Origin of the sequence: Kordia zhangzhouensis, assembly GCF_001005305.1 — a bacterium.
Lineage (GTDB): Bacteria > Bacteroidota > Bacteroidia > Flavobacteriales > Flavobacteriaceae > Kordia > Kordia zhangzhouensis.
The window spans coordinates 248,080-270,551 of sequence record NZ_LBMH01000003.1 but is presented as its reverse complement, the minus strand read 5'-3'; the positions used below and the strand labels follow the sequence as shown (position 1 = coordinate 270,551).

At 33.6% G+C, this 22,472-nt stretch carries 22 protein-coding genes and 1 riboswitch; of the genes, 16 read left to right on the top strand and 6 right to left on the bottom strand.

From position 1 onward, the window contains the following. Positions 1-152: 152 nt before the first annotated feature. Positions 153-255, top strand: a riboswitch (SAM riboswitch). Between the two features lie 269 nt (positions 256-524). The 3 genes from AA088_RS04560 to metF all read left to right on the top strand — a co-directional run bounded on the left by AA088_RS04560 (position 525) and on the right by metF (position 5,490). Further along, positions 525-1,526: a homocysteine S-methyltransferase family protein gene (locus tag AA088_RS04560; RefSeq protein WP_046743770.1), complete on the top strand. Its 1,002-nt coding sequence runs from the start codon at positions 525-527 to the stop codon at positions 1,524-1,526. Between the two features lie 148 nt (positions 1,527-1,674). Further along, positions 1,675-4,350 carry a methionine synthase gene (gene metH / locus AA088_RS04555; protein ID WP_082106562.1) on the top strand — a complete coding sequence of 892 codons (2,676 nt, stop codon included), beginning with the start codon at positions 1,675-1,677 and terminating at the stop codon, positions 4,348-4,350. Between the two features lie 183 nt (positions 4,351-4,533). Continuing rightward, positions 4,534-5,490 carry a methylenetetrahydrofolate reductase [NAD(P)H] gene (metF, locus tag AA088_RS04550; protein WP_046743768.1) on the top strand — a complete coding sequence of 319 codons (957 nt, stop codon included), beginning with the start codon at positions 4,534-4,536 and terminating at the stop codon, positions 5,488-5,490. A 54-nt stretch (positions 5,491-5,544) separates the two neighbouring features. Here the strand turns inward: metF and AA088_RS04545 are convergent, their stop codons facing one another. The 4 genes from AA088_RS04545 to AA088_RS04535 form a co-directional block, all read right to left on the bottom strand. Next, the gene (locus tag AA088_RS04545) at positions 5,545-5,736 is read right to left on the bottom strand and encodes a hypothetical protein (RefSeq protein ID WP_046743767.1); all 192 of its coding nucleotides are present in this window, start codon (positions 5,734-5,736) and stop codon (positions 5,545-5,547) included. Positions 5,737-5,755: 19 nt separating this feature from the next. Continuing rightward, entirely contained in the window at positions 5,756-5,953 is a 198-nt protein-coding gene (locus AA088_RS04540) for a hypothetical protein (RefSeq protein WP_046743766.1), read from the bottom strand. 37 nt (positions 5,954-5,990) lie between these two features. Beyond that, positions 5,991-6,191 carry a hypothetical protein gene (locus AA088_RS17930; RefSeq protein ID WP_082106560.1) on the bottom strand — a complete coding sequence of 67 codons (201 nt, stop codon included), beginning with the start codon at positions 6,189-6,191 and terminating at the stop codon, positions 5,991-5,993. A 717-nt stretch (positions 6,192-6,908) separates the two neighbouring features. Next, the gene (locus AA088_RS04535; protein ID WP_046743765.1) at positions 6,909-7,109 is read right to left on the bottom strand and encodes a hypothetical protein; all 201 of its coding nucleotides are present in this window, start codon (positions 7,107-7,109) and stop codon (positions 6,909-6,911) included. Positions 7,110-7,419: 310 nt separating this feature from the next. Between AA088_RS04535 and AA088_RS04530 the strand changes: the two genes are divergently transcribed. From AA088_RS04530 to AA088_RS04520, 3 genes are all read left to right on the top strand, one after another. Then, the gene (locus AA088_RS04530; RefSeq protein WP_046743764.1) at positions 7,420-8,532 is read left to right on the top strand and encodes an acyloxyacyl hydrolase; all 1,113 of its coding nucleotides are present in this window, start codon (positions 7,420-7,422) and stop codon (positions 8,530-8,532) included. A gap of 5 nt (positions 8,533-8,537) precedes the next feature. Continuing rightward, the gene (locus tag AA088_RS04525) at positions 8,538-9,281 is read left to right on the top strand and encodes a head GIN domain-containing protein (protein WP_046743763.1); all 744 of its coding nucleotides are present in this window, start codon (positions 8,538-8,540) and stop codon (positions 9,279-9,281) included. 105 nt (positions 9,282-9,386) lie between these two features. Further along, positions 9,387-9,566: a hypothetical protein gene (locus AA088_RS04520; RefSeq protein WP_046743762.1), complete on the top strand. Its 180-nt coding sequence runs from the start codon at positions 9,387-9,389 to the stop codon at positions 9,564-9,566. 19 nt (positions 9,567-9,585) lie between these two features. Here the strand turns inward: AA088_RS04520 and gldA are convergent, their stop codons facing one another. Then, on the bottom strand, positions 9,586-10,479 hold the full coding sequence (gene gldA, locus AA088_RS04515; protein WP_046743761.1) for a gliding motility-associated ABC transporter ATP-binding subunit GldA: 894 nt from the start codon (positions 10,477-10,479) through the stop codon (positions 9,586-9,588). Between the two features lie 293 nt (positions 10,480-10,772). Here gldA and AA088_RS04510 point away from each other — a divergent pair, with 293 nt between their 5' ends. From AA088_RS04510 to AA088_RS04495, 4 genes are all read left to right on the top strand, one after another. Beyond that, positions 10,773-11,603, top strand: a complete 831-nt coding sequence (locus tag AA088_RS04510; protein WP_046743760.1) for a prephenate dehydratase — start codon at positions 10,773-10,775, stop codon at positions 11,601-11,603. Then, positions 11,600-12,751 carry a pyridoxal phosphate-dependent aminotransferase gene (locus AA088_RS04505; RefSeq protein ID WP_046743759.1) on the top strand — a complete coding sequence of 384 codons (1,152 nt, stop codon included), beginning with the start codon at positions 11,600-11,602 and terminating at the stop codon, positions 12,749-12,751. The genes AA088_RS04510 and AA088_RS04505 overlap by 4 nt, the downstream gene beginning before the upstream one ends. 2 nt (positions 12,752-12,753) lie before the next feature. Then, positions 12,754-13,602: a prephenate dehydrogenase gene (locus tag AA088_RS04500; RefSeq protein ID WP_046743758.1), complete on the top strand. Its 849-nt coding sequence runs from the start codon at positions 12,754-12,756 to the stop codon at positions 13,600-13,602. Between the two features lie 133 nt (positions 13,603-13,735). Then, complete coding sequence (locus AA088_RS04495) at positions 13,736-14,818, top strand: bifunctional 3-deoxy-7-phosphoheptulonate synthase/chorismate mutase type II (RefSeq protein WP_046744144.1); 1,083 nt, start codon at positions 13,736-13,738, stop codon at positions 14,816-14,818. A gap of 36 nt (positions 14,819-14,854) precedes the next feature. On the opposite strand, the gene AA088_RS18180 is transcribed toward AA088_RS04495, so the two are convergent. Beyond that, positions 14,855-15,025: a hypothetical protein gene (locus AA088_RS18180; protein ID WP_156168404.1), complete on the bottom strand. Its 171-nt coding sequence runs from the start codon at positions 15,023-15,025 to the stop codon at positions 14,855-14,857. A 185-nt stretch (positions 15,026-15,210) separates the two neighbouring features. Here AA088_RS18180 and rsgA point away from each other — a divergent pair, with 185 nt between their 5' ends. The 6 genes from rsgA (at position 15,211) to AA088_RS04465 (ending at position 22,459) form a co-directional block, all read left to right on the top strand. Then, the gene (gene rsgA, locus AA088_RS04490; protein ID WP_046743757.1) at positions 15,211-16,164 is read left to right on the top strand and encodes a ribosome small subunit-dependent GTPase A; all 954 of its coding nucleotides are present in this window, start codon (positions 15,211-15,213) and stop codon (positions 16,162-16,164) included. 5 nt (positions 16,165-16,169) lie between these two features. Next, entirely contained in the window at positions 16,170-16,622 is a 453-nt protein-coding gene (gene dtd / locus AA088_RS04485; protein ID WP_046743756.1) for a D-aminoacyl-tRNA deacylase, read from the top strand. 111 nt (positions 16,623-16,733) lie between these two features. Next, positions 16,734-18,641: a DUF3857 domain-containing protein gene (locus AA088_RS04480; protein WP_046743755.1), complete on the top strand. Its 1,908-nt coding sequence runs from the start codon at positions 16,734-16,736 to the stop codon at positions 18,639-18,641. A 34-nt stretch (positions 18,642-18,675) separates the two neighbouring features. Then, positions 18,676-20,679 (top strand): DUF3857 domain-containing protein, encoded by a 2,004-nt coding sequence (locus tag AA088_RS04475; RefSeq protein ID WP_046743754.1) that lies wholly within the window; start codon positions 18,676-18,678, stop codon positions 20,677-20,679. Between the two features lie 121 nt (positions 20,680-20,800). After that, positions 20,801-21,130: a nucleotide pyrophosphohydrolase gene (locus AA088_RS04470; protein WP_046743753.1), complete on the top strand. Its 330-nt coding sequence runs from the start codon at positions 20,801-20,803 to the stop codon at positions 21,128-21,130. 99 nt (positions 21,131-21,229) lie between these two features. Continuing rightward, complete coding sequence (locus tag AA088_RS04465) at positions 21,230-22,459, top strand: 3-phosphoshikimate 1-carboxyvinyltransferase (protein ID WP_046743752.1); 1,230 nt, start codon at positions 21,230-21,232, stop codon at positions 22,457-22,459. Positions 22,460-22,472 lie beyond the last annotated feature (13 nt).

Sequence of the window (22,472 nt, the reverse complement as noted above, 5' to 3'; positions counted from 1 at the left end):
TCGTTTACTATTTACAACACTCACTATTATTTTCAAAAACTTAATAAAGAATTTTTGTGATGCAACTTTAAAATAATAAAAAATCATTTCAAAAATTTGCATCTTCATCGGCTATACCGTTAATTTGCAACAAATAGTTCATGAATTTATTGTCGTTATCAAGAAAGGCAGAGGGAATAGACCCGGTGAAGCCTTAGCAACCCTTTATACTTAAAGAAGGTGCTACATTCTACTGCAAAAGCAGATAGATAACAAAAAGAAATCTACCACATTTCCTTATACTTTTTTGATAACTTAACTTGGGCGTTACCCTAACGGGTCAGGCTTTCGGCAGTCGCTTTTGTATGATTTGGTTTTTGTAACTACTGCGTAACTAAACTCAGTACAAATAAAGTTTCATCATACAAAAAGCTTCAACAATACTTGCGCTGAGCGCAGTTGCCTCTATCCTTAACGCAAATTTCTAAGTAAATATCTCATGAAAATGAAAATCTCACAGAAGAGATATAAACAAAAAATAAAAAATGAAAAATATCTGGAACGAAATAGAAAAGCGAATTCTGGTTTTAGACGGCGCTATGGGAACCATGCTACAAGCATACAAATTTACAGAAGCTGACTTTCGCGGAGAACGATTCAAAGATTTTCCTGTGCCTTTACAAGGGAATAATGACTTGCTATCAATTACACAGCCACAAGCAATCAAAGAAGTTCATGCCAAGTATTTTGAAGCAGGTGCAGACATAGTTGAAACGAATACTTTTTCGGGTACAACCATTGCGATGGCAGATTACCAAATGGAAAATTTAGTATATGAATTAAACTTTGAATCTGCTAAAATTGCCAAAGAAGTAGCCGATGAGTTTACCAAAAAAGAACCTCACAAACCACGATTTGTTGCAGGTTCTATTGGACCAACCAATAAAACGGCTAGCATGTCTCCAGACGTGAATGATCCTGGATATCGCGCTATTACTTTTGATGAACTACGCATTGCGTATAAGCAACAAGTAGAGGCGTTACTTGATGGCGGTGTAGATATTTTGTTGGTAGAAACGGTTTTTGATACACTTAATGCAAAAGCAGCGTTGTTTGCAATTGAAGAAGTAAAGGCAGCGCGTAATATTAATATTCCAGTGATGCTCAGCGGAACCATTACTGATGCTAGTGGACGTACACTTTCAGGACAAACTGCAGAAGCATTTCTAATTTCTGTATCTCATATTCCATTACTTTCCGTTGGATTCAATTGTGCACTTGGAGCTAATTTATTACAACCGCACTTAGAAGCAATTGCCAACAAAACAGACTTTGCAATCTCTGCACATCCAAATGCGGGACTGCCTAATGCTTTTGGAGAATATGACGAATCACCAACTGAAATGGCGGCTCAAATTGAAGAATATCTCAAAAAGAACTTAATCAATATCATTGGAGGTTGTTGTGGTACCACACCAGCGCACATCAAAGCTATTGCAGAAGTAGCTGCAAAATACAAACCGAGAAAATTAATGATTAGTTGCTAGTTGTTTTTTGACTACTAATTAACTAAAAACATGAAAACAACTTTAGTACACAGAATAAGCGAAAAAAATCTTGTAAAAGCATCCTTTCTTTTAGTGTGTTTTCTTTAAACAAACAAAGAAAATGAACATAAAAAAGAAGAATTAAATTATGAAAAATAGACAAACAAAATTCATGCGACTTTCAGGATTAGAACCCTTGGTTCTCAACGAAAATAGCAACTTCATCAATGTAGGAGAACGTACCAATGTAGCAGGGTCTAGAAAGTTTTTACGACTCATCAAAGAAGAAAAATATGATGAAGCACTTGCAATTGCTCGACACCAGGTAGATGGCGGTGCACAGATTATAGATATCAATATGGACGACGGATTGATTGATGGAAAAGAAGCCATGGTCAAATTCCTTAATCTTATTGCAGCTGAACCTGATATTTGTCGTGTGCCAATTATGATTGATAGCTCTAAATGGGAGATTATTGAAGCAGGATTGCAAGTTGTACAAGGAAAATGTGTGGTCAATTCGATTTCATTGAAAGAAGGAGAAGAAAAATTTATTTGGGAAGCAACACAAATCAAACGATATGGAGCCGCAGTAATCGTAATGGCATTCGATGAAGTTGGACAAGCTGATAATTACGAACGTCGTTTGGAAATTGTTGCACGTTCCTACGATGTATTAGTAAACAAGGTTGGTTTTCCTGAAGAAGATATCATTTTCGACTTAAATATATTCCCCGTTGCTACAGGAATGGAAGAGCATCGTAAAAATGCAATCGATTTTATTGAAGCAACCCGTTGGACACGCCAAAAATACCCAAACGTAAGTGTGAGTGGTGGTGTGAGTAATGTGTCATTTTCATTCCGTGGAAACAATGTGGTGCGTGAAGCCATGCATTCGGTATTTCTGTATCACGCCATTCAAGCAGGAATGAACATGGGAATCGTAAACCCTACAATGTTAGAAGTGTATGACGACATTCCTAAAGACCTACTAGATCACGTAGAAGATGTTATTCTTGACCGTCGTGATGATGCAACGGAACGATTGTTGGACTTGGCAGAATCGTACAAAGACACTAAAAAAACAGATGTAGAAACGGTACAAGAATGGCGCAGTTATGAATTGCAAGAACGAATCACACATTCGCTTGTCAAAGGAATTGACGCATATATCATTGAAGATGTGGAAGAAGCCCGTCAACTAGCCAAAAAACCAATAGAAGTCATAGAAGGACAACTCATGACAGGAATGAATGTTGTAGGTGATTTGTTTGGTTCTGGTAAAATGTTCTTGCCACAAGTAGTAAAATCTGCTCGTGTGATGAAAAAAGCAGTAGCGTATTTGCAACCATTCATTGAAGCAGAAAAAGGTGAACAACAACAAGCAATAGGAAAAGTACTGATGGCTACTGTGAAAGGTGACGTTCATGATATTGGAAAAAATATTGTAAGTGTTGTATTAGGCTGTAATAACTACGAAATTGTTGATTTAGGTGTCATGGTGCCACCTGAAAAGATAATCGAAACGGCAAAAGCAGAAAATGTTGATATAATTGGATTGTCAGGACTTATCACGCCTTCTCTAGATGAAATGGTGTATTTGGCAAAAGAAATGGAACGTCAAAATCTTGAGATTCCTTTATTGATTGGAGGAGCAACAACATCAAAGGCACATACCGCAGTAAAAATTGATCCAGAATACAAAAATGCGGTTGTACATGTAAATGACGCTTCAAGAGCAGTTACAGTTGTGGGCGATCTATTAAATAAAAAGAAATCTAAAACATATCGGGAGCAGCTCAAAAAGGATTATGACGAATTCCGAGAAAAATTCTTAAAACGTAAAAAGCACAAATCGTACATATCTCTTACGGAAGCACGAAAAAAGAAATATAAAATTGATTGGGAAGCTGCAACTATTGTAAAACCTAAAGAGTTAGGAATTCAAAAACTTACGCAATTGAGTTTGAAAGAATTGGTGCCATATATTGATTGGAGTCCTTTTTTTCGTTCGTGGGATTTGCATGGTCGTTTCCCTGCGATTCTCGAAGATGAGCTAGTAGGAGAGCAAGCTTCCCAATTATATAAAGATGCTACCAAAATGATTGATGAAGTTATTGCAAAACAATCCTTAAAAGCAAAAGCCATTTTCGGATTGTTTGAAGCCAATACTATCAATGATGATGATATTTCTATTCAGAAAAATGGTAAAGAAATTGCCGTATTCAGAACGCTTCGTCAACAATTAGAAAAACGGGAAGAAGTTCCAAACATAGCATTGGCAGATTTTATTGCACCTAAAAAGAGTAAAAGAAAAGATTATATGGGTGCTTTTTGTGTTGCCATTTTTGGGGCAGATATTTTGGCTAATATGTACAAAGAACAACAAGATGACTACAACGCCATTATGGTACAAGCCATTGCCGATCGTTTTGCGGAAGCTTTTGCCGAATACTTACATGAACAAGTACGTACTAAGCATTGGGGCTATATTGCAGATGAAGCATTAAACAATGAACAACTAATCAAAGAACAGTACAAAGGAATTCGCCCTGCGCCAGGGTATCCTGCATGTCCAGATCATTTAGAAAAAGAAACTATTTGGGAATTATTGGACGTTGAAAAAGTTATTGGTGTTTCGTTAACAGAAAGCTTAGCAATGTGGCCAGCAGCAGCAGTTTCAGGGTATTATTTTGCCAATGAGGAAGCAAAGTACTTCGGATTAGGAAAAATTACAAAAGATCAAGTAGAAGATTTTGCGAAACGAAAAGGAATTAGTGTCGAAAAGGCACAAAAATGGCTGCATCCTGTATTGGCAGATTAATGCGCAGGAGTATTATCATAAAATGTTGAATCAAGTTTTAGTATAAAATACAAAAAAGAATTAGGATACAACTACTAGAGGAAACGCCTAATAAGTAAACAAAAAACAAACGAGTTAAAAAATAAATAGAACCGAGTACACAAGTCTCGCAACTCATACTCAGTACTAACATCTAAGAAAAACATGAAAGTAACAGATCATATTTCACAGGCGAATGGAAAAACACTTTTTTCGTTTGAAATTTTACCTCCGTTAAAAGGACAAGATATCAAATCGATTTTTGATAATATCGATCCACTAATGGAACATAAACCACCGTTCATAGATGTAACTTATCACCGAGAAGAATATACATTTAAGGAATTAGATAATGGATTGTTAAAAAAACAAGTTGTAAAAAAACGACCAGGAACAGTCGGTATTTGTGCAGCAATTCAAAATAAATATCAAGTAGATGCTATTCCGCACATTTTATGCGGTGGATTCACGAAAGAAGATACCGAAAACTTTTTAATTGATCTTGACTTTTTAGGAATTGATAATGTTGTAGCATTGCGTGGTGATGCTGTGAAAAGTGAAATTTATTTTAAACCTGAAAAAGAAGGGCATCGATATGCATCTGAATTGGTAAGTCAAATACAGGACTTGAATGAAGGAAAATATTTGGACGAAGAATTACAAAACTCTTCCAAAACCAATTTTTGTATTGGAGTGGCTGGCTATCCTGAAAAACACATGGAAGCTCCGAGTTTGGACTCAGATATTTACTTTTTAAAGAAAAAAATCAAAGCAGGAGCTTCATACATAGTAACACAAATGTTTTTTGACAATAAGAAGTTTTTTGCTTTTGTTGACAAGTGTAGGAAAGAAGGAATTACGGTACCAATCATTCCAGGACTGAAACCTATTGCAACTCGAAAACAATTGAATTTGATTCCGCATCGTTTTAAAGTAGATCTTCCAGATGATTTAATTATGGAAGTCGTAGGATGTAAGGATAACAAGGCGGTTCGTCAAGTTGGAATTGAATGGTGTATCAACCAAAGTAAAGAATTGGTAGAAGCAGGCGTGCCAATTTTACATTATTATTCAATGGGACGCTCTAGTAATATTGAAGCAATCGCAAAAGAAGTTTTTTAACAAAAAAGAGAGGATTTTTTCCTCTCTTTTTTATGAATATTAATATTTTCTTTTCTATAAATCATTAGGGTTGAAAATACCACAGACTCTATTTCCATAGCATCGAGTATAATCTCTGGTTTCACACCAATTCACAGATTCACAAATATATACTGAATCTCCAAATCCACCTTTAACAGCATTAGCATTCAAGTTAGAAACTGAAGCTCTGTTTAATTTTAATTTTGCAATTGACTTTTTTTTCATGGTTGTATTTAATTTAATATTAGCATTCTATGGTATTTGCATCGAATAATCCACAATTGTAATTTCCATAACATCTGGTTACATGGATTGTTTCACATAATTGTACAGAATCACAGATGTATACTGAGTCTCCAAATCCGCCTTTAACATTTGTAGCATCTAGTGCAGAAATAGAGGCTTTGTTAATCTTCAATTTTTTAAGGGACTTTTTTTTCATGAGTATATTTAGGTATTTAATTGATTACTAAACTGTTTTAAAAAGTACCATCTGTTGGATAAGGATATATTTGACAATTCAATTCGCCCCTGCATCGGGTATAATCAATAGTTTCACAAAAGTTGTTAGACTGGCAAAAAAGAGTATTCGTAATTGCGCCTCCTGTCAGTGATTTTTCGTTCAAAGTAGAAATAGAAGCCTTTTTCAGTTTTAACTTTTTAAAAGATCTTTTTTTCATGGTATTAGATTGTTTTAGTTGATTTTAAATATAAAAAGAATAGTATGCGAAAAGAGTGGGTTTTCCAATACCGATAGTATGCTTTGTCTGTATTTAACATAAAAAAAGAGGAAACCCTAAATTCCTCTTTTTCTAACTAAACATAAAATCGAATTATTTTAGAAATCAGTTCACTATAATTTTGCACATCTGAAGTAGTTTTTAGTGATTCCAATTTGAAAAATTGGGTATGGTAGTAATTTAAGATCACTCTTTTTATAGATGTACTAAAATATAAGCCCTATAGCAAACTATTTAGTTTCTTAAAATTATTTTGATACTGTAAATCTACATATTAAATAGCGTAGACTGTAAAGGTTTTACAATACTTCTCCTACGTTATTGCTGTAAGTTGTTGTTTGTCAGTGAGGTAATGTTTGGTTTTGTGTCGTGTAAATTTAAGGAAGAGCAAAATTATACATTCATGTATTTTATTCAGCAGTATGGAGTCTAAGAAATTTTAAATCTACTCGTAGAGGTAATATGAAATAATAAATGCGGAAACCAACTATAAATAGGATTCTTAATTTAAAGGAGTCTAAAAATTATTAACCTAATAATCAATTAAACTAGAAAATTAAATAATTATAGGAGGATTCCGCATTTCCATAGGCAAAAGGATGCTGTAACTAGCTAGAAGCATATAGTTTTCACATCCTAAAAAAGTAATCTCTCTATTTATCTCTCGGTATGTGGTTGATAAATTTGGCATTCTGCTTCCCCAAAACATCTTGAAAAATCTTTGGTTTCACAAAAATTCACTGAAATACAATACACATCAAAGTCACTTTGTCCATTACCTCCCGTAAGTGCTTTGGTCGAAAATTTTGCAATTGCTGATTTCTTTAATCTTAACTTTTTTAATGTTCTCTTTTTCATTGTTTTATAATTTTTTGATTATACTTAAAATTAAGTATTTAGCTTATCTAATAAGTAGGGTTTTACCGCACTTAACTTACTTTTAATAAAAAAAGATAAAACTGTTAAAATTGTCTAAAAACTATAAAAAGTGGTGAAAACTGCCTTATTTGTCATTAAAAAGGGCATTTTTAAAGCAAATTTTAATAATAGCTATTTTTGCTAAAGTCTATCCGAAAAGAATAAAAAAAATGTAATACATAGTGTGAAATAGGTCATTCCTCAAAAAAAAGTAGTTGAGAAAGCAAAAAAAACTACATTTGCCGCTAGAATGAAAAAAGTAACTTTCTTTATTATCCTGTGTTCTTGTATAGGTCTTGCACAAGAATCTACTTTTAAAAAGTCGTTGCAGCATCAGGCAGCTACGATTGATATCAATTATTTTACAGGGACAATACTTGAGCATAATAGTGATATTTTACATCTTATCACAGGACATCCCGAAGGTTTTATTATAAGCTATAATCAAAAAACATTTGGAAATGACAATTGGTCTCAGTTCTATAATTATCCTGACTATGGTATATCAATGAGTTACCAAAACTTACAAAATCAATATTTAGGCGAAAATATAGCACTATACGGACATTATAATTTTTACTTTTTAAAACGCAATCTCATGTTCCGTATAGGACAAGGAATTGCCCACACTAGCAATCCTTATCATAAGGAAAGAAACTTTAGAAACATTGCTTTTGGTTCTCGATTCATGAGTAGTACATACGTAATGCTTAATTACAAAAAAGAAAATCTCTTTAAGCGAATAGGTATACAAGCAGGTTTTTCTTTTATTCATTATTCGAATGCCAATATCAAAGCCCCAAACACAAGTATCAATACTTGGGCAGTAAATGTCGGTGTCAACTATAATTTAAATGATACTTCTTTGCTGGATTATCAACAACAAGAAGTGACAACCAACTTTGCCGAGCCTATCAAATTGAATCTCGTTGTTCGTGCAGGAATTAATGAAAGTGATGCTATAGGAAGCGGTCAATATGGGTTTTATATACTCTCTGCTTATGCAGATAAACGTTTGGGACGAAAAAGTGCAATTCAGTTAGGGACAGAAGTTTTTTTCTCCAATTTCTTAAAAGAATGGATTCGTTACCGATCTATTGCGTTTCCTAATGAAAGCGTGAAAGGAGATGAAGATTATAAACGAATTGGAATTTTTGTGGGGCATGAGCTCTTTATCAATAAACTATCTGTTATTACACAAGTAGGGTACTACGCATATTATCCTGTTGATTTTGAGGGAAGAACCTATATTCGTGTGGGAATGAAACATTACTTTAATAAAAAATGGTTTGCAGCACTTACATTAAAATCACATGCAGCAAAAGCGGAAGCAGTAGAATTAGGAGTTGGAATTAGATTGTGACAACAATGAAAAAAATATATTTTATAGTACTCATACTTTGTATTTCGTGTAGTTCTGAAGATGCTGCCGATTGTTTCCAAACGACAGGAAGTCTCATCAGGGAAGAATTTCGTGTAAATGAGTTCTCAAAAATAGAAGTAAATGAAGGAATTCATCTTATTGTAAAAGAAGGGACAAATCAAGAAATTTTAGTTGAAACGGGCGCAAATTTAATGAATGATATAGAAGTAAAAGTAGTTGGTGATACAGTATTCTTATCAGATAATAATAATTGTAATTATGTTCGTGACTACGGAAATACAACTATTTATGTGACTTCTCCCAACATTACAGAAATTATTAGTAAAACACAGTTTGATGTACGTTCAGATGGTATTTTGACGTTTCCAAGCTTAAAACTGGTGTCTGAAAATTTTACCAATGACAATGCCGCTTCTGGAAATTTTAATCTTCAAGTACAAAATCAAGAAGTAAATATCCTATTCAATAACTTATCTAATCTATTCATCTCTGGAAGTTCAAATGAATTCATTATCAGTTTTCCTGGAGGAAATGCGCGAGTAGAAGCCGAAAATTTTATTGTAGAAACAGTGGTCATATCCTCAAGAAGTAGCAATGATATCATTATTCACCCTCAACTTGAACTAAGAGGTGATATATATGGTACAGGAAATGTAATTTCATACAATCGTCCGTCTGTAGTCGATTTTACGGCTCACTATACAGGGATGTTGGTTTTTTTAGATTAATTCCTTAAAAATAAGTGTTTTACTCCTTATGTAAAGGGTGGTTAAGCCCTATAAAATGATTAGTAGGTTTAATTTATTTGTAGAGTAACATATAAATTAAACATTATGGAAATCGAAAAGGAATTAAGAGCTGAATTAAAAATCAACAAAGAAAAAATTGCAGCTTTAAATGTGGAAAATCAATTGATAAAAGGGTTCTTGTCAATAGGGCGAAAATGTAGTATAGAAAACAATTGCAAAAGACTCAGAAGAAGAATTACAAAATGTCCAAAATGGAAACACTAAAAAGTAATTACAACCAAACTTAAGAAGTTAGTTCTCTAAACATGCTTTCTAAATTCTTATTTTTTTGGTTGATTTGTAATGCTTTCAAATTAGTATCGTGTGCAAAATCAAAAACGGTAGGACGCATATCTTTGGTTGTATCAAAAGTAATTTCATATACCAATTCATGAGTGTTTACAACTTGTACAACATGAGGTAATTGCTTTAACAAAACATCTTCTATACGATAATCAAATTCTACTTCAATAACTTGTAATTGGTTCTCTTGAAGTTTTGCCAAAGTAGTATCAGCAACAATTTCACCTTTATTGATAATGATGACACGATCACAAATAGCTTCTACTTCTTGCATAATATGAGTGGAAAGAAAAATAGTTTTTTCCTGACCAATAGAAGTAATTAAGTTTCGAATATCAACCAATTGATTTGGATCGAGACCAGTAGTAGGCTCGTCCAAAATTAAAACCTCTGGATCATGTAGCAATGCATTGGCCAATCCAACACGTTGGCGATATCCTTTGGACAATGCGCCAATCTTTTTATGTGATTCAGGAGTTAATCCCGTCATTTCAATCACGTCGTTTATTCTTGATTTTGCTACGCGATACACACTGGCATTGAACGCCAAATATTCACGAACATGCATATCTAGATACAACGGATTATGTTCAGCCAGATAACCGACACTTTTTTGTACAGATCGAGGAGATGTTATAGTGTCAAATTCATTTACGATGGCTGTTCCGGAATTTGCTTTTAAATAGGTGGTTAAAATCTTCATCATTGTTGACTTTCCAGCGCCGTTAGGACCTAAAAAACCAACAATTTCTCCTTTTTTAACCTGGAAAGAAACATTGTTCAGTGCTTTCTGTGTTCCGTAAACTTTGGTGATATTTTCAACGACAATAGACATACATACAATTTTTGGATTCCAAAACTACATAAAAATTTAGCAGCTTACTCTAAGCTAAAACGGATAAATCAAAAAAATATTGAAAAACATTTTGATTCTAAAAATTAATCTATACTTTAGCTATAACAAACGAAAACAACATGTTGCACACAAATTATTTTTGGCAAGGATATTTTTACTTCTTTTTTGGAAAGAAGTTGGAACTCCTTGTTGTATAGTTTAGTGTAATAACATCTAACATATAATAAAAGTTCCGAAGATATTTCGGAACTTTTTTTTTGAACAAAAATGATATGAAACAAACCATCGCAATACAAGGAGTTCAAGGTTCAAATCATCACAAAGTAGCTCAGTCATACTTCGGAGAAGATGTGCTCTTAGACGAGTGCTTGTCATTTGATGCTTTAGTAAACAGCCTAATGGAGGAAAAAAGTAACTATGCAATCATGGCTTTAGAAAATACGATTGCAGGTTCTATAATTCCAAACTATGCATTAATTGATGCATATAATATTCACATTAACGGAGAATTTTACTTAAGTATTCACCATAATTTAATGGCATTGCCCAATCAAACGATGGAAGATATTAAAGAAGTATGTTCGCATCCAATGGCATTATTGCAATGCAAAGAGTTTTTTAAAAAATATCCACATATTAAGTTGGTAGAAGATGTAGATACGGCTGCCGTAGCTCAAAGAATTCAGGAAGAACAACGTTTGGGAGTTGCTGCAATAGCTACAAAGATGGCTGCAGAACTTTTTGAATTGGAAATTCTATCAAGTGAAATTCAAACCATTAAAACGAATGAAACCCGTTTTGTGATTCTTCAAAAACAAAAACCAAGTAATGGGATAGATCAAATTGATAAAGCATCTTTACGATTTGAATTAGAACATAAAAAAGGAAGCTTGGCAACCATATTGAATGTAATGAGTGATTGCAAACTGAACTTAACCAAAATACAGTCGTTACCAATCATTGAAACTCCTTGGAAATACGCTTTTTTTGTCGATGTAACTTTTGATGCTTATGAAGATTATGAAAAAGCAGTTTCTGTATTAGAAATTATGACAACCAAACTAAAAGTATTAGGAACTTATAAAAACCGACAAGGCTTATGATTCCAGCAAAACGCATACATACAGTAGAAGAATACTACTTTTCTATAAAATTGAGAGAAGTACGAAAGCTAGTTGCTTTGGGAAAACCAATCATTAATTTAGGAATTGGAAGCCCTGATTTACAACCGCCAAGAGTTGTAGTTGATGCGTTGGAAAACAGTTTGCATGATGAAATGGCACACAAGTACCAAAGCTATCAAGGGATTCCTGAATTAAGGAATGCAATTGCAGATTTCTACCAACAAAACTATCAAGTTTCCCTCAATGCAGACGAAGAAGTATTACCATTAATGGGAAGTAAAGAAGGGATTATGCACATTTCGATGGCATACTTAGATGAAGGAGATGAGGTTTTAATTGCCAATCCGAGCTATCCAACATATACATCTGTAACAAAATTATTAGGAGCCATTCCTCGATTTTACGATTTAAACGAAGAAAATGATTGGTTGCCAAATTTAGAAGCACTATCAAAAGAAGATTTAAGTAAGGTCAAAATTATGTGGGTTAATTATCCACATATGCCTACGGGAGTAAAAGCAACAGCACATTTCTTTGAACAATTAATAACCTTTGCACAAAAACATCAAATATTAATTGTTAATGACAATCCGTACAGCTTCATTCTTAATGATGAACCAATAAGTATACTATCAATAAAAGGAGCAAAGGAAGTAGCTTTAGAGCTAAACTCACTTAGCAAATCGTTTAATATGGCCGGATGGCGCACAGGAATGGTAATGGGAAAGGCAACACATATTCAGCATGTGCTTAAAGTAAAAAGTAATATGGACTCTGGGATGTTTTACGGAATTCAAAAAGGAGCTATCAAAGCATTAGCAAGCTCTCAAAGTTGGTTTGTTGAGCTTAACAAAATCTACGAAAAACGACGTCAGCTTATATGGGAATTAGCGACCAAGTTGCAGTGTACATTCAGTAAGGAAACTTCAGGAATGTTTGTTTGGGCAAAATTACCGAAAAAGAACACATTGAGTTCTGAAGAATATGTAGATAAATTGCTATATGAAAAAGATGTTTTTATAACACCTGGAAGTATTTTTGGGACACAAGGAGAAGGATACGTGCGATTTTCATTATGTGTCACAGAGCAAAAAATTAAAGAAGTTATTCATAGAATTGAATCATAAAAATGAACGTTTATATTATAGGAGTCGGACTTATTGGTGGTAGTATATCGCTTGACATTCAGGAGCATTTTTCTGAAGCAACTATCTATGGGATTGATTCAGATACAGCACACTTGGAAGAAGCATTGCAGCGAAAACTCATTCATCAAAAAGCAACACTTCCTCAAGTAAAAAATGCTGACATTGTAATAATTTCAATTCCAGTACAAGCATCAATAAAAGTTATTGAACACGTATTAAATGAGGTCAAAGACGATACATTGGTGATTGATGCAGGTTCTACGAAAGAACAAATCTGTCAAAGTATTGAAAATCATCCTAAACGTAGAAATTTTCTAGCGACTCATCCAATTGCTGGAACCGAATTTTCGGGACCTAAAGCTGCTGTTAAAGGATTATTTCATGGCAAAACCAATATTATTTGTGAAGTTGAGAAAACGGCGTTCAGTTTGCAAGAAAAAGCATTGGAATTATTCAAAATATTAGGAATGCGAATTCGATATATGGACCCAAAATCACACGATAAACATATTGCCTATGTCTCACATCTATCACATATAAGTTCATTCATGTTAGGAAAAACAGTAATTGAAAAAGAAAAAAACGAACGTGATATCTTTGATTTGGCAGGAAGTGGATTTGCTTCTACTGTACGTTTGGCAAAAAGTTCTCCAGCAATGTGGACACCTATTTTTGAGCAAAACAAAACCAATGTCATCGAAACGTTAAATGAGTACATTCATAACTTACAAGAGTTTAAAAAACTCATGTTACAAGATAATTTTGAAAAAATTTATCAAGAAATGGAAAACACAAATCATATTAAAAAAATATTAAAAGGAATCAAGTAACAATAATAAGGGCGTTCCTCCAATTAAGTTGGAGGCGGGCTTTCGGCAGTCGCTCTCGTTCACAATGCTTACTTTTAGTGGTGAACTCGGAGCTCCAACAAAGCCTCAATCCCTAACGCAAAAACAAAGAACCATGGAAAACAAAAAAGAACTTAGAAATTGGATTGATGCTTTCGGGTTACCACATCCTTTGGTAATTGCAGGGCCATGCAGCGCAGAAACAGAAGATCAAGTGCTAAAAATTGCGCATCAACTTAAAGATACAGACGCTACCGTGCTTCGTGCTGGAATATGGAAGCCTAGAACACGACCAGGCAACTTTGAAGGAGTTGGTGCTCTAGGATTAAAATGGTTGCAAAGAGCTAAAGAAGAAACAGGAATGCTTACAGCAACCGAAGTTGCCAATGCAACCCATGTGCGATTGGCATTAGAGCATGATATTGATATATTGTGGATCGGTGCTCGATCTACAGTAAGTCCATTCATTGTTCAAGAAATTGCAGATTCTCTACAAGGAACAGATAAAATTGTATTGGTTAAAAACCCTGTGAATCCTGATTTGCCACTTTGGTTAGGTGCTGTTGAACGTTTATACTCAGCAAATATTGAAAAATTAGGAGTGATTCATAGAGGTTTTTCTACTTATGAAAAAACACGCTACCGCAATAATCCAGAATGGCAAATTCCAATTGAATTACAAAATCGTTTTCCTGATTTGCCATTAATATTAGATCCTTCTCACATAGCTGGACGACGAGATATTATTTTTGATTTGTGCCAAACCGCATTAGACTTAAGCTATGATGGACTTATGGTAGAAACACATTTTGATCCAGACAATGCGTGGAGTGATGCCAAACAACAAGTTACACCAGATCGATTAGTTCAGATTATGAGTGACTTAAAAATAAGAAAAGCTACTGATACAGAGGCAGAATACCGAAATGCGCTTGGAACTTTGCGTACACAAATTGACGTAATTGATCATCAATTAATTGAAATGCTAGGCAAACGAATGAAAGTGGCAGATAAAATAGGAGCGCTCAAAAAAGAGAAAAACGTAGCAATTCTGCAAACTAGACGTTGGAATGAGATTTTAGGAAAAATGATTTTAGAAGGAGAGCAAAATCAATTGAGTGAAGAATTTGTATTACGAATTTTTAAAGCGATTCACCAAGAATCAATTAATCACCAAGAAAAAATATTGCAAGGATAAATAGGTAAAAGCGCGCTAACTAGCGCGCTTTCTTTTTTATCGACAACCAGCCGAAATTGGGCAAGGAACTCCGATAGTTGTCCAATCAAGACACGTACCATCAGGACACCATTCGCAACAAATTTGCCCTCTTCGTCCAATAATATTTTTTTGTTGAGCCTTTTCAATGGCTTTCACACCATTTAACAATAGTATATTTTGTAACATAAAAGAAACGTTTTTGGTTAATAATTACAGAAACTTACTAAAAATCAAAAACTTTCTTTTACGGGAAAACCTTATTTAACAACTCTAAACTGCTTGTAAATAGATATTTAAAGGAGTAATTGGTTTTATCAAAGCGATTTAGAAACCTATTGTAAGTTTTAATAATAATCCTAATCTTTGTACTGATGATAGGAACTGTTTACAAATCTACGGGAAGTTGGTATTTGGTGAAAACCGAAGAAGGGAAAGAATATGAATGTAGAATCAAAGGAAAGTTTCGACTAAAAGGGATTAAAAGTACAAATCCTATTGCGGTAGGTGATCAAGTACATTTTACACTTGAAACAAGTAACAATACAGAAACAGGTGTTATTGATGAGATTAAAGAACGAAAAAACTATATCATTCGGAAGTCTGTTAATCTATCAAAACAAACTCATATCATTGCTTCCAATATTGATCAAGTATTCTTGTTGATTACAATTGACAATCCACCAACATTTCCAAGCTTTATAGATCGTTTTCTTGTAACTGCAGAAGCCTACTCAATTCCTTGTGTTCTGGTTTTCAATAAAATTGATTCGTATAAAGAAATTGAACGTAGAGCAGAGGTAATGTATCTCAAAGATATCTATGAAAATATTGGGTATGAGTGCATTGAAATTTCAGCAAAAAAACAACAAAATGTTGAGGTCATCAAACAACGAATGAAAGGAACGGTAAGTATGTTTGCAGGTCATTCAGGAGTTGGAAAATCAACTTTGGTCAATGCAATTGATCCAGAATTGAATCTAAAAACCAAAGAAATATCCGAACAACATAAGCAAGGACAGCACACCACAACATTTGCCGAAATGTTCGATTTAGAATTTGGGGCTAAAATTATTGATACACCTGGAATCAAAGGTTTTGGAATTGTAGATATGGAAAAAGAAGAAATAGGTGATTATTTTCCAGAATTTTTAGCCTTAAAAAGTAAGTGTAAATTCAATAATTGTATTCACATTGAAGAGCCTAAATGTGCTGTAAAAGATGCTGTAGAAGATGGGGAAATTGCTTGGTCACGCTACAAAAGTTACCTGCAAATCATTGAGGGAGACGATAGTAATTACCGTGTAGACGAATTTAAAGAACAATAAATTTTATGAGAGCAGTCATTCAAAGAGTAACGGAAGCTAGTGTCACAGTAAATCAAAAAAAAGTAGCAGATATTAAAGAAGGACTATTAATTCTTCTTGGAATTGAACACGAAGATACACACGAAGACATTAAATGGCTTTCTAATAAAATTGCTCGATTACGTATTTTCAATGACGAGAATAATGTAATGAATAACTCTTTAATTGATATTGATGGAGAGGCCATTGTTGTAAGTCAATTTACCCTACATGCAAATACAAAAAAAGGGAATCGCCCAAGTTATATCAAGGCAGCTAAGCCAGATGTTTCCATTCCTCTCTATGAAGATTTTGTGTCGCAGTTTGAAAAAGACATTCACAAAAAAGTACAAACAGGTATTTTTGGAGCAGATATGAAAGTTGCGTTACTAAATGACGGACCTGTTACAATTATAATTGACACCAAAAGCAAAGAATAACAACTACGTTTATTAACTTATTGTAACGCTTGTTAAGTTTCTCTTGCTGAATTTATTACTTTTCTTATATTCGCAATATATTCTCCCGAATACCAATAATATAAAATCCATATGCGAATAAAATTTTTAGCGATTATCGCTATCATACTCATTCAAACTACAGGAAGGGCTCAAGAAAATCTTACTAGTTTTTTAACACTTCCTACACAACTTACTGATAATGCAAATGCCGTTGTTCGTTTAGACGAAACTTTGGTAAATGTAAAAGCTATCGACGACATGGAAATTTCTCAAAAACGAATTGTTACGGTGCTTAATGAAAACGGAATCAATAAAATTGGAGCAGTTGTTTGGTATGATTCACACGTTCGTGTAAAAGACATTGAAGTAAAAATTTACGATAAAAACGGAAAGCAAATAAAAAAAATTAAAGAACGTGACTTTGAAGATGTAAGTGCAGTAGAAGGAGGTACAATGTACTCCGATTCTAGAGTGAAATATATGGATTATACTCCTACAGAATATCCGTTTACTGCAGAATTTACAAGTTTAGTTCAGACTCCTAATACTGCAAATTTGCCAAGTTTTCATCCGCTAAGTTATTTTGTTGGAGTAGAAAAAAGTACCTATAAAATTCAATACCCAACTTCTTTTACACTACATAAAAAAGAACGCAACCTAAAAGAGTTTGGAGTCGTAAAGGAAGAAAAAGAAGGCGTTCTTTCCTATACAATCCAAAATATGGCAGGAATTAAGCCTGAAGCATTAAGTCCTTCGGAAGCAGACATTAAGCCAAGAATAGTATTTGCACTCAATAAATTTAATTATGATGGAGTTACTGGAGAAGTCAACAATTGGAACGACTTTGGAAAATGGATGTATCATAACTTACTTGATGGCCGTGCGACAGTAGATGATGAAACCAAAGCAAAGATTGAAAATTTAGTTGCCGGTGTAACCTCCAATCGTGAAAAAGCAAAAATTGTCTACGAATTTATGCAAAACAAAACTCGTTACATTAGTGTGCAAGTAGGAATTGGAGGATTTCAACCCATACCTGCGGAAGAAGTAAATAAAGTTGGATATGGTGATTGTAAAGGATTGACTAATTACACGATGGCATTGCTAAAAATTGCAGGTGTTGAATCTTATTATACGCATGTACAAGCAGGAAGTGAAATAGTAGGTTTTTATGATGATTTTGCTTCGCTAGCTCAAGGAAATCATGTAATCTTGAATATACCAAACAAAGGAGATGATATTTGGTTAGAATGTACAAGTCAAAAAGTTCCTTTTGGACATATTGGTGACTTTACCGATAATAGAAATGTGTTGGTCATAACTCCCGAAGGAGGAAAAATAAAACGTACAAAAAAATATTCATTAGAAGAAAATTTACAAGAAACCACAGGTTCGTATGCACTTAACGTCAATGGAAATATTACAGCAAATACTGTAATAAAAACCAAAGGAATTCAATACGATAATCGTTATTATTTAGAAGATTGGTCTGAAACAGAAAAAGATAAGCGTTACAAGCGTTATTTCAAAACAGTAAATAATGTGAATATAGACGAAATCATACTAGAAAATGATAAAGAAACCATTACATTTTATGAAAAAATAAAATTCAATGCAGACTCGTATGGTGTTATTACAGGAAATCGTATGTTGTTTGCACCAAACGCTTTCAATCGTTATACAAACATTCCTGATAGATATCGTTCTAGAAGATTTCCCTTAGAAATTCAACGTAGCTTTTTTGATAAGGATCAATATGAAATCAAATTACCAATAGGTTACACAATTGAAGCAATTCCAGAAAATGTTACTTATGAAACAAAATATGGAAGTTATTCATACACAATTACAAAAAAAGATGAGCAAACACTTCAATATCAAAGAACACTAAAAATAAAAGAAGGTTTACATCCTAAAGAAGATTATAAAGAATATCGGAAATTTATCAAAAAAATTGTCAAATTCGATGCTGCCAAAATCGTATTAGTCAAAAAATAATTCCGAATACCAATTTACAATTAAACAAATCCCTATGAGAAAAAGTATACTGTATATATTAACATTTCTGTGCACTATCACAATCTATGCGCAGGATGTTGAATTTGGAGACATCTCTAAAGAAATGTTACAACAAGAAAAACATCTTAATGATCCTGAAGCTTCCGCAGCTGTATTGTATGAAAAAACATATATAACTACTCGTTATATTCAAGGACAAGGATTTCAATTAGAAACCAACATACACAGAAGAATCAAGATATATACTAAAGAAGGTTTTGAAAAAGCCAATCATTCAATTTTACTTTACAAAGATAGGGGAGAAAATGAACGTGTTTCTGGACTAAAAGCTTTTACCTACAACTTGGAAAATGGAAAAATAGAAAAAGCTAAACTTCGTAAAGAGGGAATCTTTACAGAAAATCGTTCGGAAAATTGGGAACTTGAAAAGTTAACCATGCCAAATGTGAAAGAAGGTTCTATCGTTGAGTATAAATACAAAGTAGTATCGCCTTATTGGCAAAATGTAAACGAAATTTACTTTCAATACGATATTCCTGTAGATCATATCGAAGTTGTATTTGAAGCGCATAATTATTTTACATATAAAAAACATTACAAAGGCTATTTTCGATTAGAACCGAAAGAAGAAATACGTTCTGGGAAAATACGATTAACGTCAAAGTCTAAAAGCTGGGCAGGAAATCGAACCAGTGTAAGTGAAGATGAAATCGATTTTGATTATAAAATTTCAAGATTTGAACTCAAAAATGTACCAGCACTCAAAGATGAAAACTTTGTAAGCAATATAGAAAACTACCGAAGTGCAGTCAAATTTGAACTTGCACAAGTACAAATGCCCAATGATATTCCGCAATATCTAACCAAAACTTGGGATGATGTAGTAAAAACGATATATAGAAGTGAATACTTCGGAGGACAACTTGCAAAAACTTCGTACTTTGAAAATGATGTTGATGAATTGACTGCTGGAGTTTCTGATGATATGAAAAAGGCAGCAATGATTTACAATTTCATTAGAGATAAAGTAAAGTGGAACGGAAACTATGGTAAATATACAGATGTAGGAGTTCGAAAAGCTTACAAAGAAAACACAGGGAATGTTGCCGAAATGAATTTAATACTTACCGCTATGTTACGACATGCAGGGCTTAATGCAAATCCTGTAATTTTAAGTTCTCGAAATCATGGAATCAAAATGTTCCCTACATTAGACGGATTTAACTATGTAATTGCTGCAATTGAGGTAGAAAATGCAGTAATTCTCCTAGATGCAACTAATTATTATGGTGAGCCTAATGTGTTGCCAATGCGCGCACTGAATTGGTCAGGGAAACTTATTCGAAAAGATGGAAGTTGGAGCGACATTAGCTTAATGCCTAGAACAGCAGCTATGCGAGTTACAAGTATAAATGTAACATTAAATGAAAATGGAGATATAGAAGGGAAACAACGTACGCAATTCACATCACACAATGCCTTAGGATTTAGAGAAGTATATGCCAAAGCAGACAAAGAAGATTATTTAGAAAAACTTGAAAATAATATTGGCGATATTGAAATAGATGAACACGATGTCAAAAATCTTAAAAAGATTGGAAAGCCAGTTTTAGAATCATATGCATTCACAAAAGAATCTCAAGCCGAAGTAATTGGCGATAAAATTTACTTTTCACCATTATTCTTCTTGGCAACTTCTGAAAATATATTCAAAGCTGAAGAAAGAGTATATCCTATAGATTTTGGATATCCGTGGAAGCGAAAAATTATGATGAATATAAAACTGCCTGAAGGATATGAAGTAGAATCATTGCCAGAAGCAACTGCAGTGAGATTACCTGAAAACTTAGGATTATATACTTTCAATATCTCTAAAACTCCTATGGGAATCAGTGTTGTTATGTCTAAAGAAATCAACTCATCAATCATTACACCAGATAAATACAGTGCTTTGCGCGAATTTTATAAAGTGTTAGTAGAAAAAGAGCAAGAAAAAGTTGTCTTAAAAAAGATTTAAAAAAGGATGCAGCAGGTTTCTGGTGAAAAGCAACCTGTAATTCCATGAAAAGCATTAATTTTACAAGTGACTTTATGCGTTTGGTATAAAGTCACTTTTTTATTTGAACAAAACTAAACTCATGAATATACAAGGAGCACAACTTGCAGTAGATACATGGATTAAAGAACATGGAGTTCGTTATTTTAACGAACTTACCAATATGGCACAACTTACAGAAGAAGTAGGTGAGGTAGCAAGAATTATTGCAAGACGTTATGGCGAACAAAGCGAAAAAGAAAGCGATAAAGATAAAGACCTTGGAGAAGAATTGGCAGATGTTGTATTTGTAGTGCTATGTCTTGCAAATCAAACAGGGATTAATCTGCAAACGGCTTTTGATAAAAAAATGGATAAAAAAACCAAGAGAGATCACGATCGTCATCACAATAATGACAAGTTAAAATCATAACACTTCTCTATTGCAAAAATTATATTGAATATAAATCGCTGTTATGATATCAATCACAATTGAGAGATAAAAATAACAGTAAACATTTCAAAATTTCTTATGAATATAAAGCTTCAAAAATCAAGACTTCAAAAAAAATCAAGGATTGATATAACAGGTTCTAAAAGTGAGTCTAACCGATTATTGTTATTACAAGCTTTATATCCTACAATCAGAATTCATAACATATCCAATTCAGATGATGCTACTCTCATGCAAAAAGCGTTGCATTCCGATAATGAAACGAAAGACATTCATCATGCGGGTACTGCCATGCGTTTTTTAACAGCTTACTACGCTACTCAAAAAGGCCAACAAGTGTTACTCACTGGCTCTTCGCGAATGCAGGAACGACCTATTCAAATATTGGTGGAAGCTTTACGTCAATTAGGCGCATCTATCCAGTACACTAAAAATGAAGGATATCCACCATTATTAATTAAAGGAACTCAACTTTCTAAAAAAGAGGTAACGCTTCAAGCCAATGTGAGTAGTCAGTATATTTCTGCATTATTACTTATTGCACCTTCTTTACAAAAAGGAATCACATTAACATTAGAAGGGAAAATCACCTCGATTCCCTACATAGAAATGACACTTTCTTTGCTAAATGAATTAGGTGTAAAAACTTCTTTTAAAAACAATGTTATTACTGTAGTGCCTTATAATGCTCCTGCGGAAGAAAAAGAATTTACGGTAGAATCTGATTGGAGTTCCGCATCTTACTTTTATAGCTTGGTGGCGTTAAGCGAAGTGGGAACAACAATAACTCTTTCATCCTATAAAAAAGAAAGTTTGCAAGGAGACTCGTGTTTGGCAGAAATTTATACAAAATTTGGTGTAGAAACTATTTTTGAAGAAAAATCAATTACACTTACCAAAACAAAAGAAACTACTCAAGAAAAAATAACACTGGATCTTAAAAATGCTCCAGATATTGCACAGACCATAGCGGTAACAGCCTTTGGATTACAACTTTCATGTGAAATGATTGGTTTGCATACGCTAAAAATAAAAGAAACGGATCGTCTTGTGGCACTAAAAACAGAACTTGAAAAATTAGGTGCTTCTGTAGAGATAACAGACGTGTCATTGTATCTAGAAAAAACGAATTCAATACGTAAAAACATATCAATTTCAACCTACAAAGATCATCGAATGGCCATGGCATTTGCCCCTTTAGCACTGCGAGTGCCAATTCAAATTGAAAAAGCGGAGGTTGTTTCAAAATCATATCCCGACTTTTGGAGTGATTTACAATCAATCGGAGTGCAAATGGAAGAAATCTAAAAAAACTCCCTAA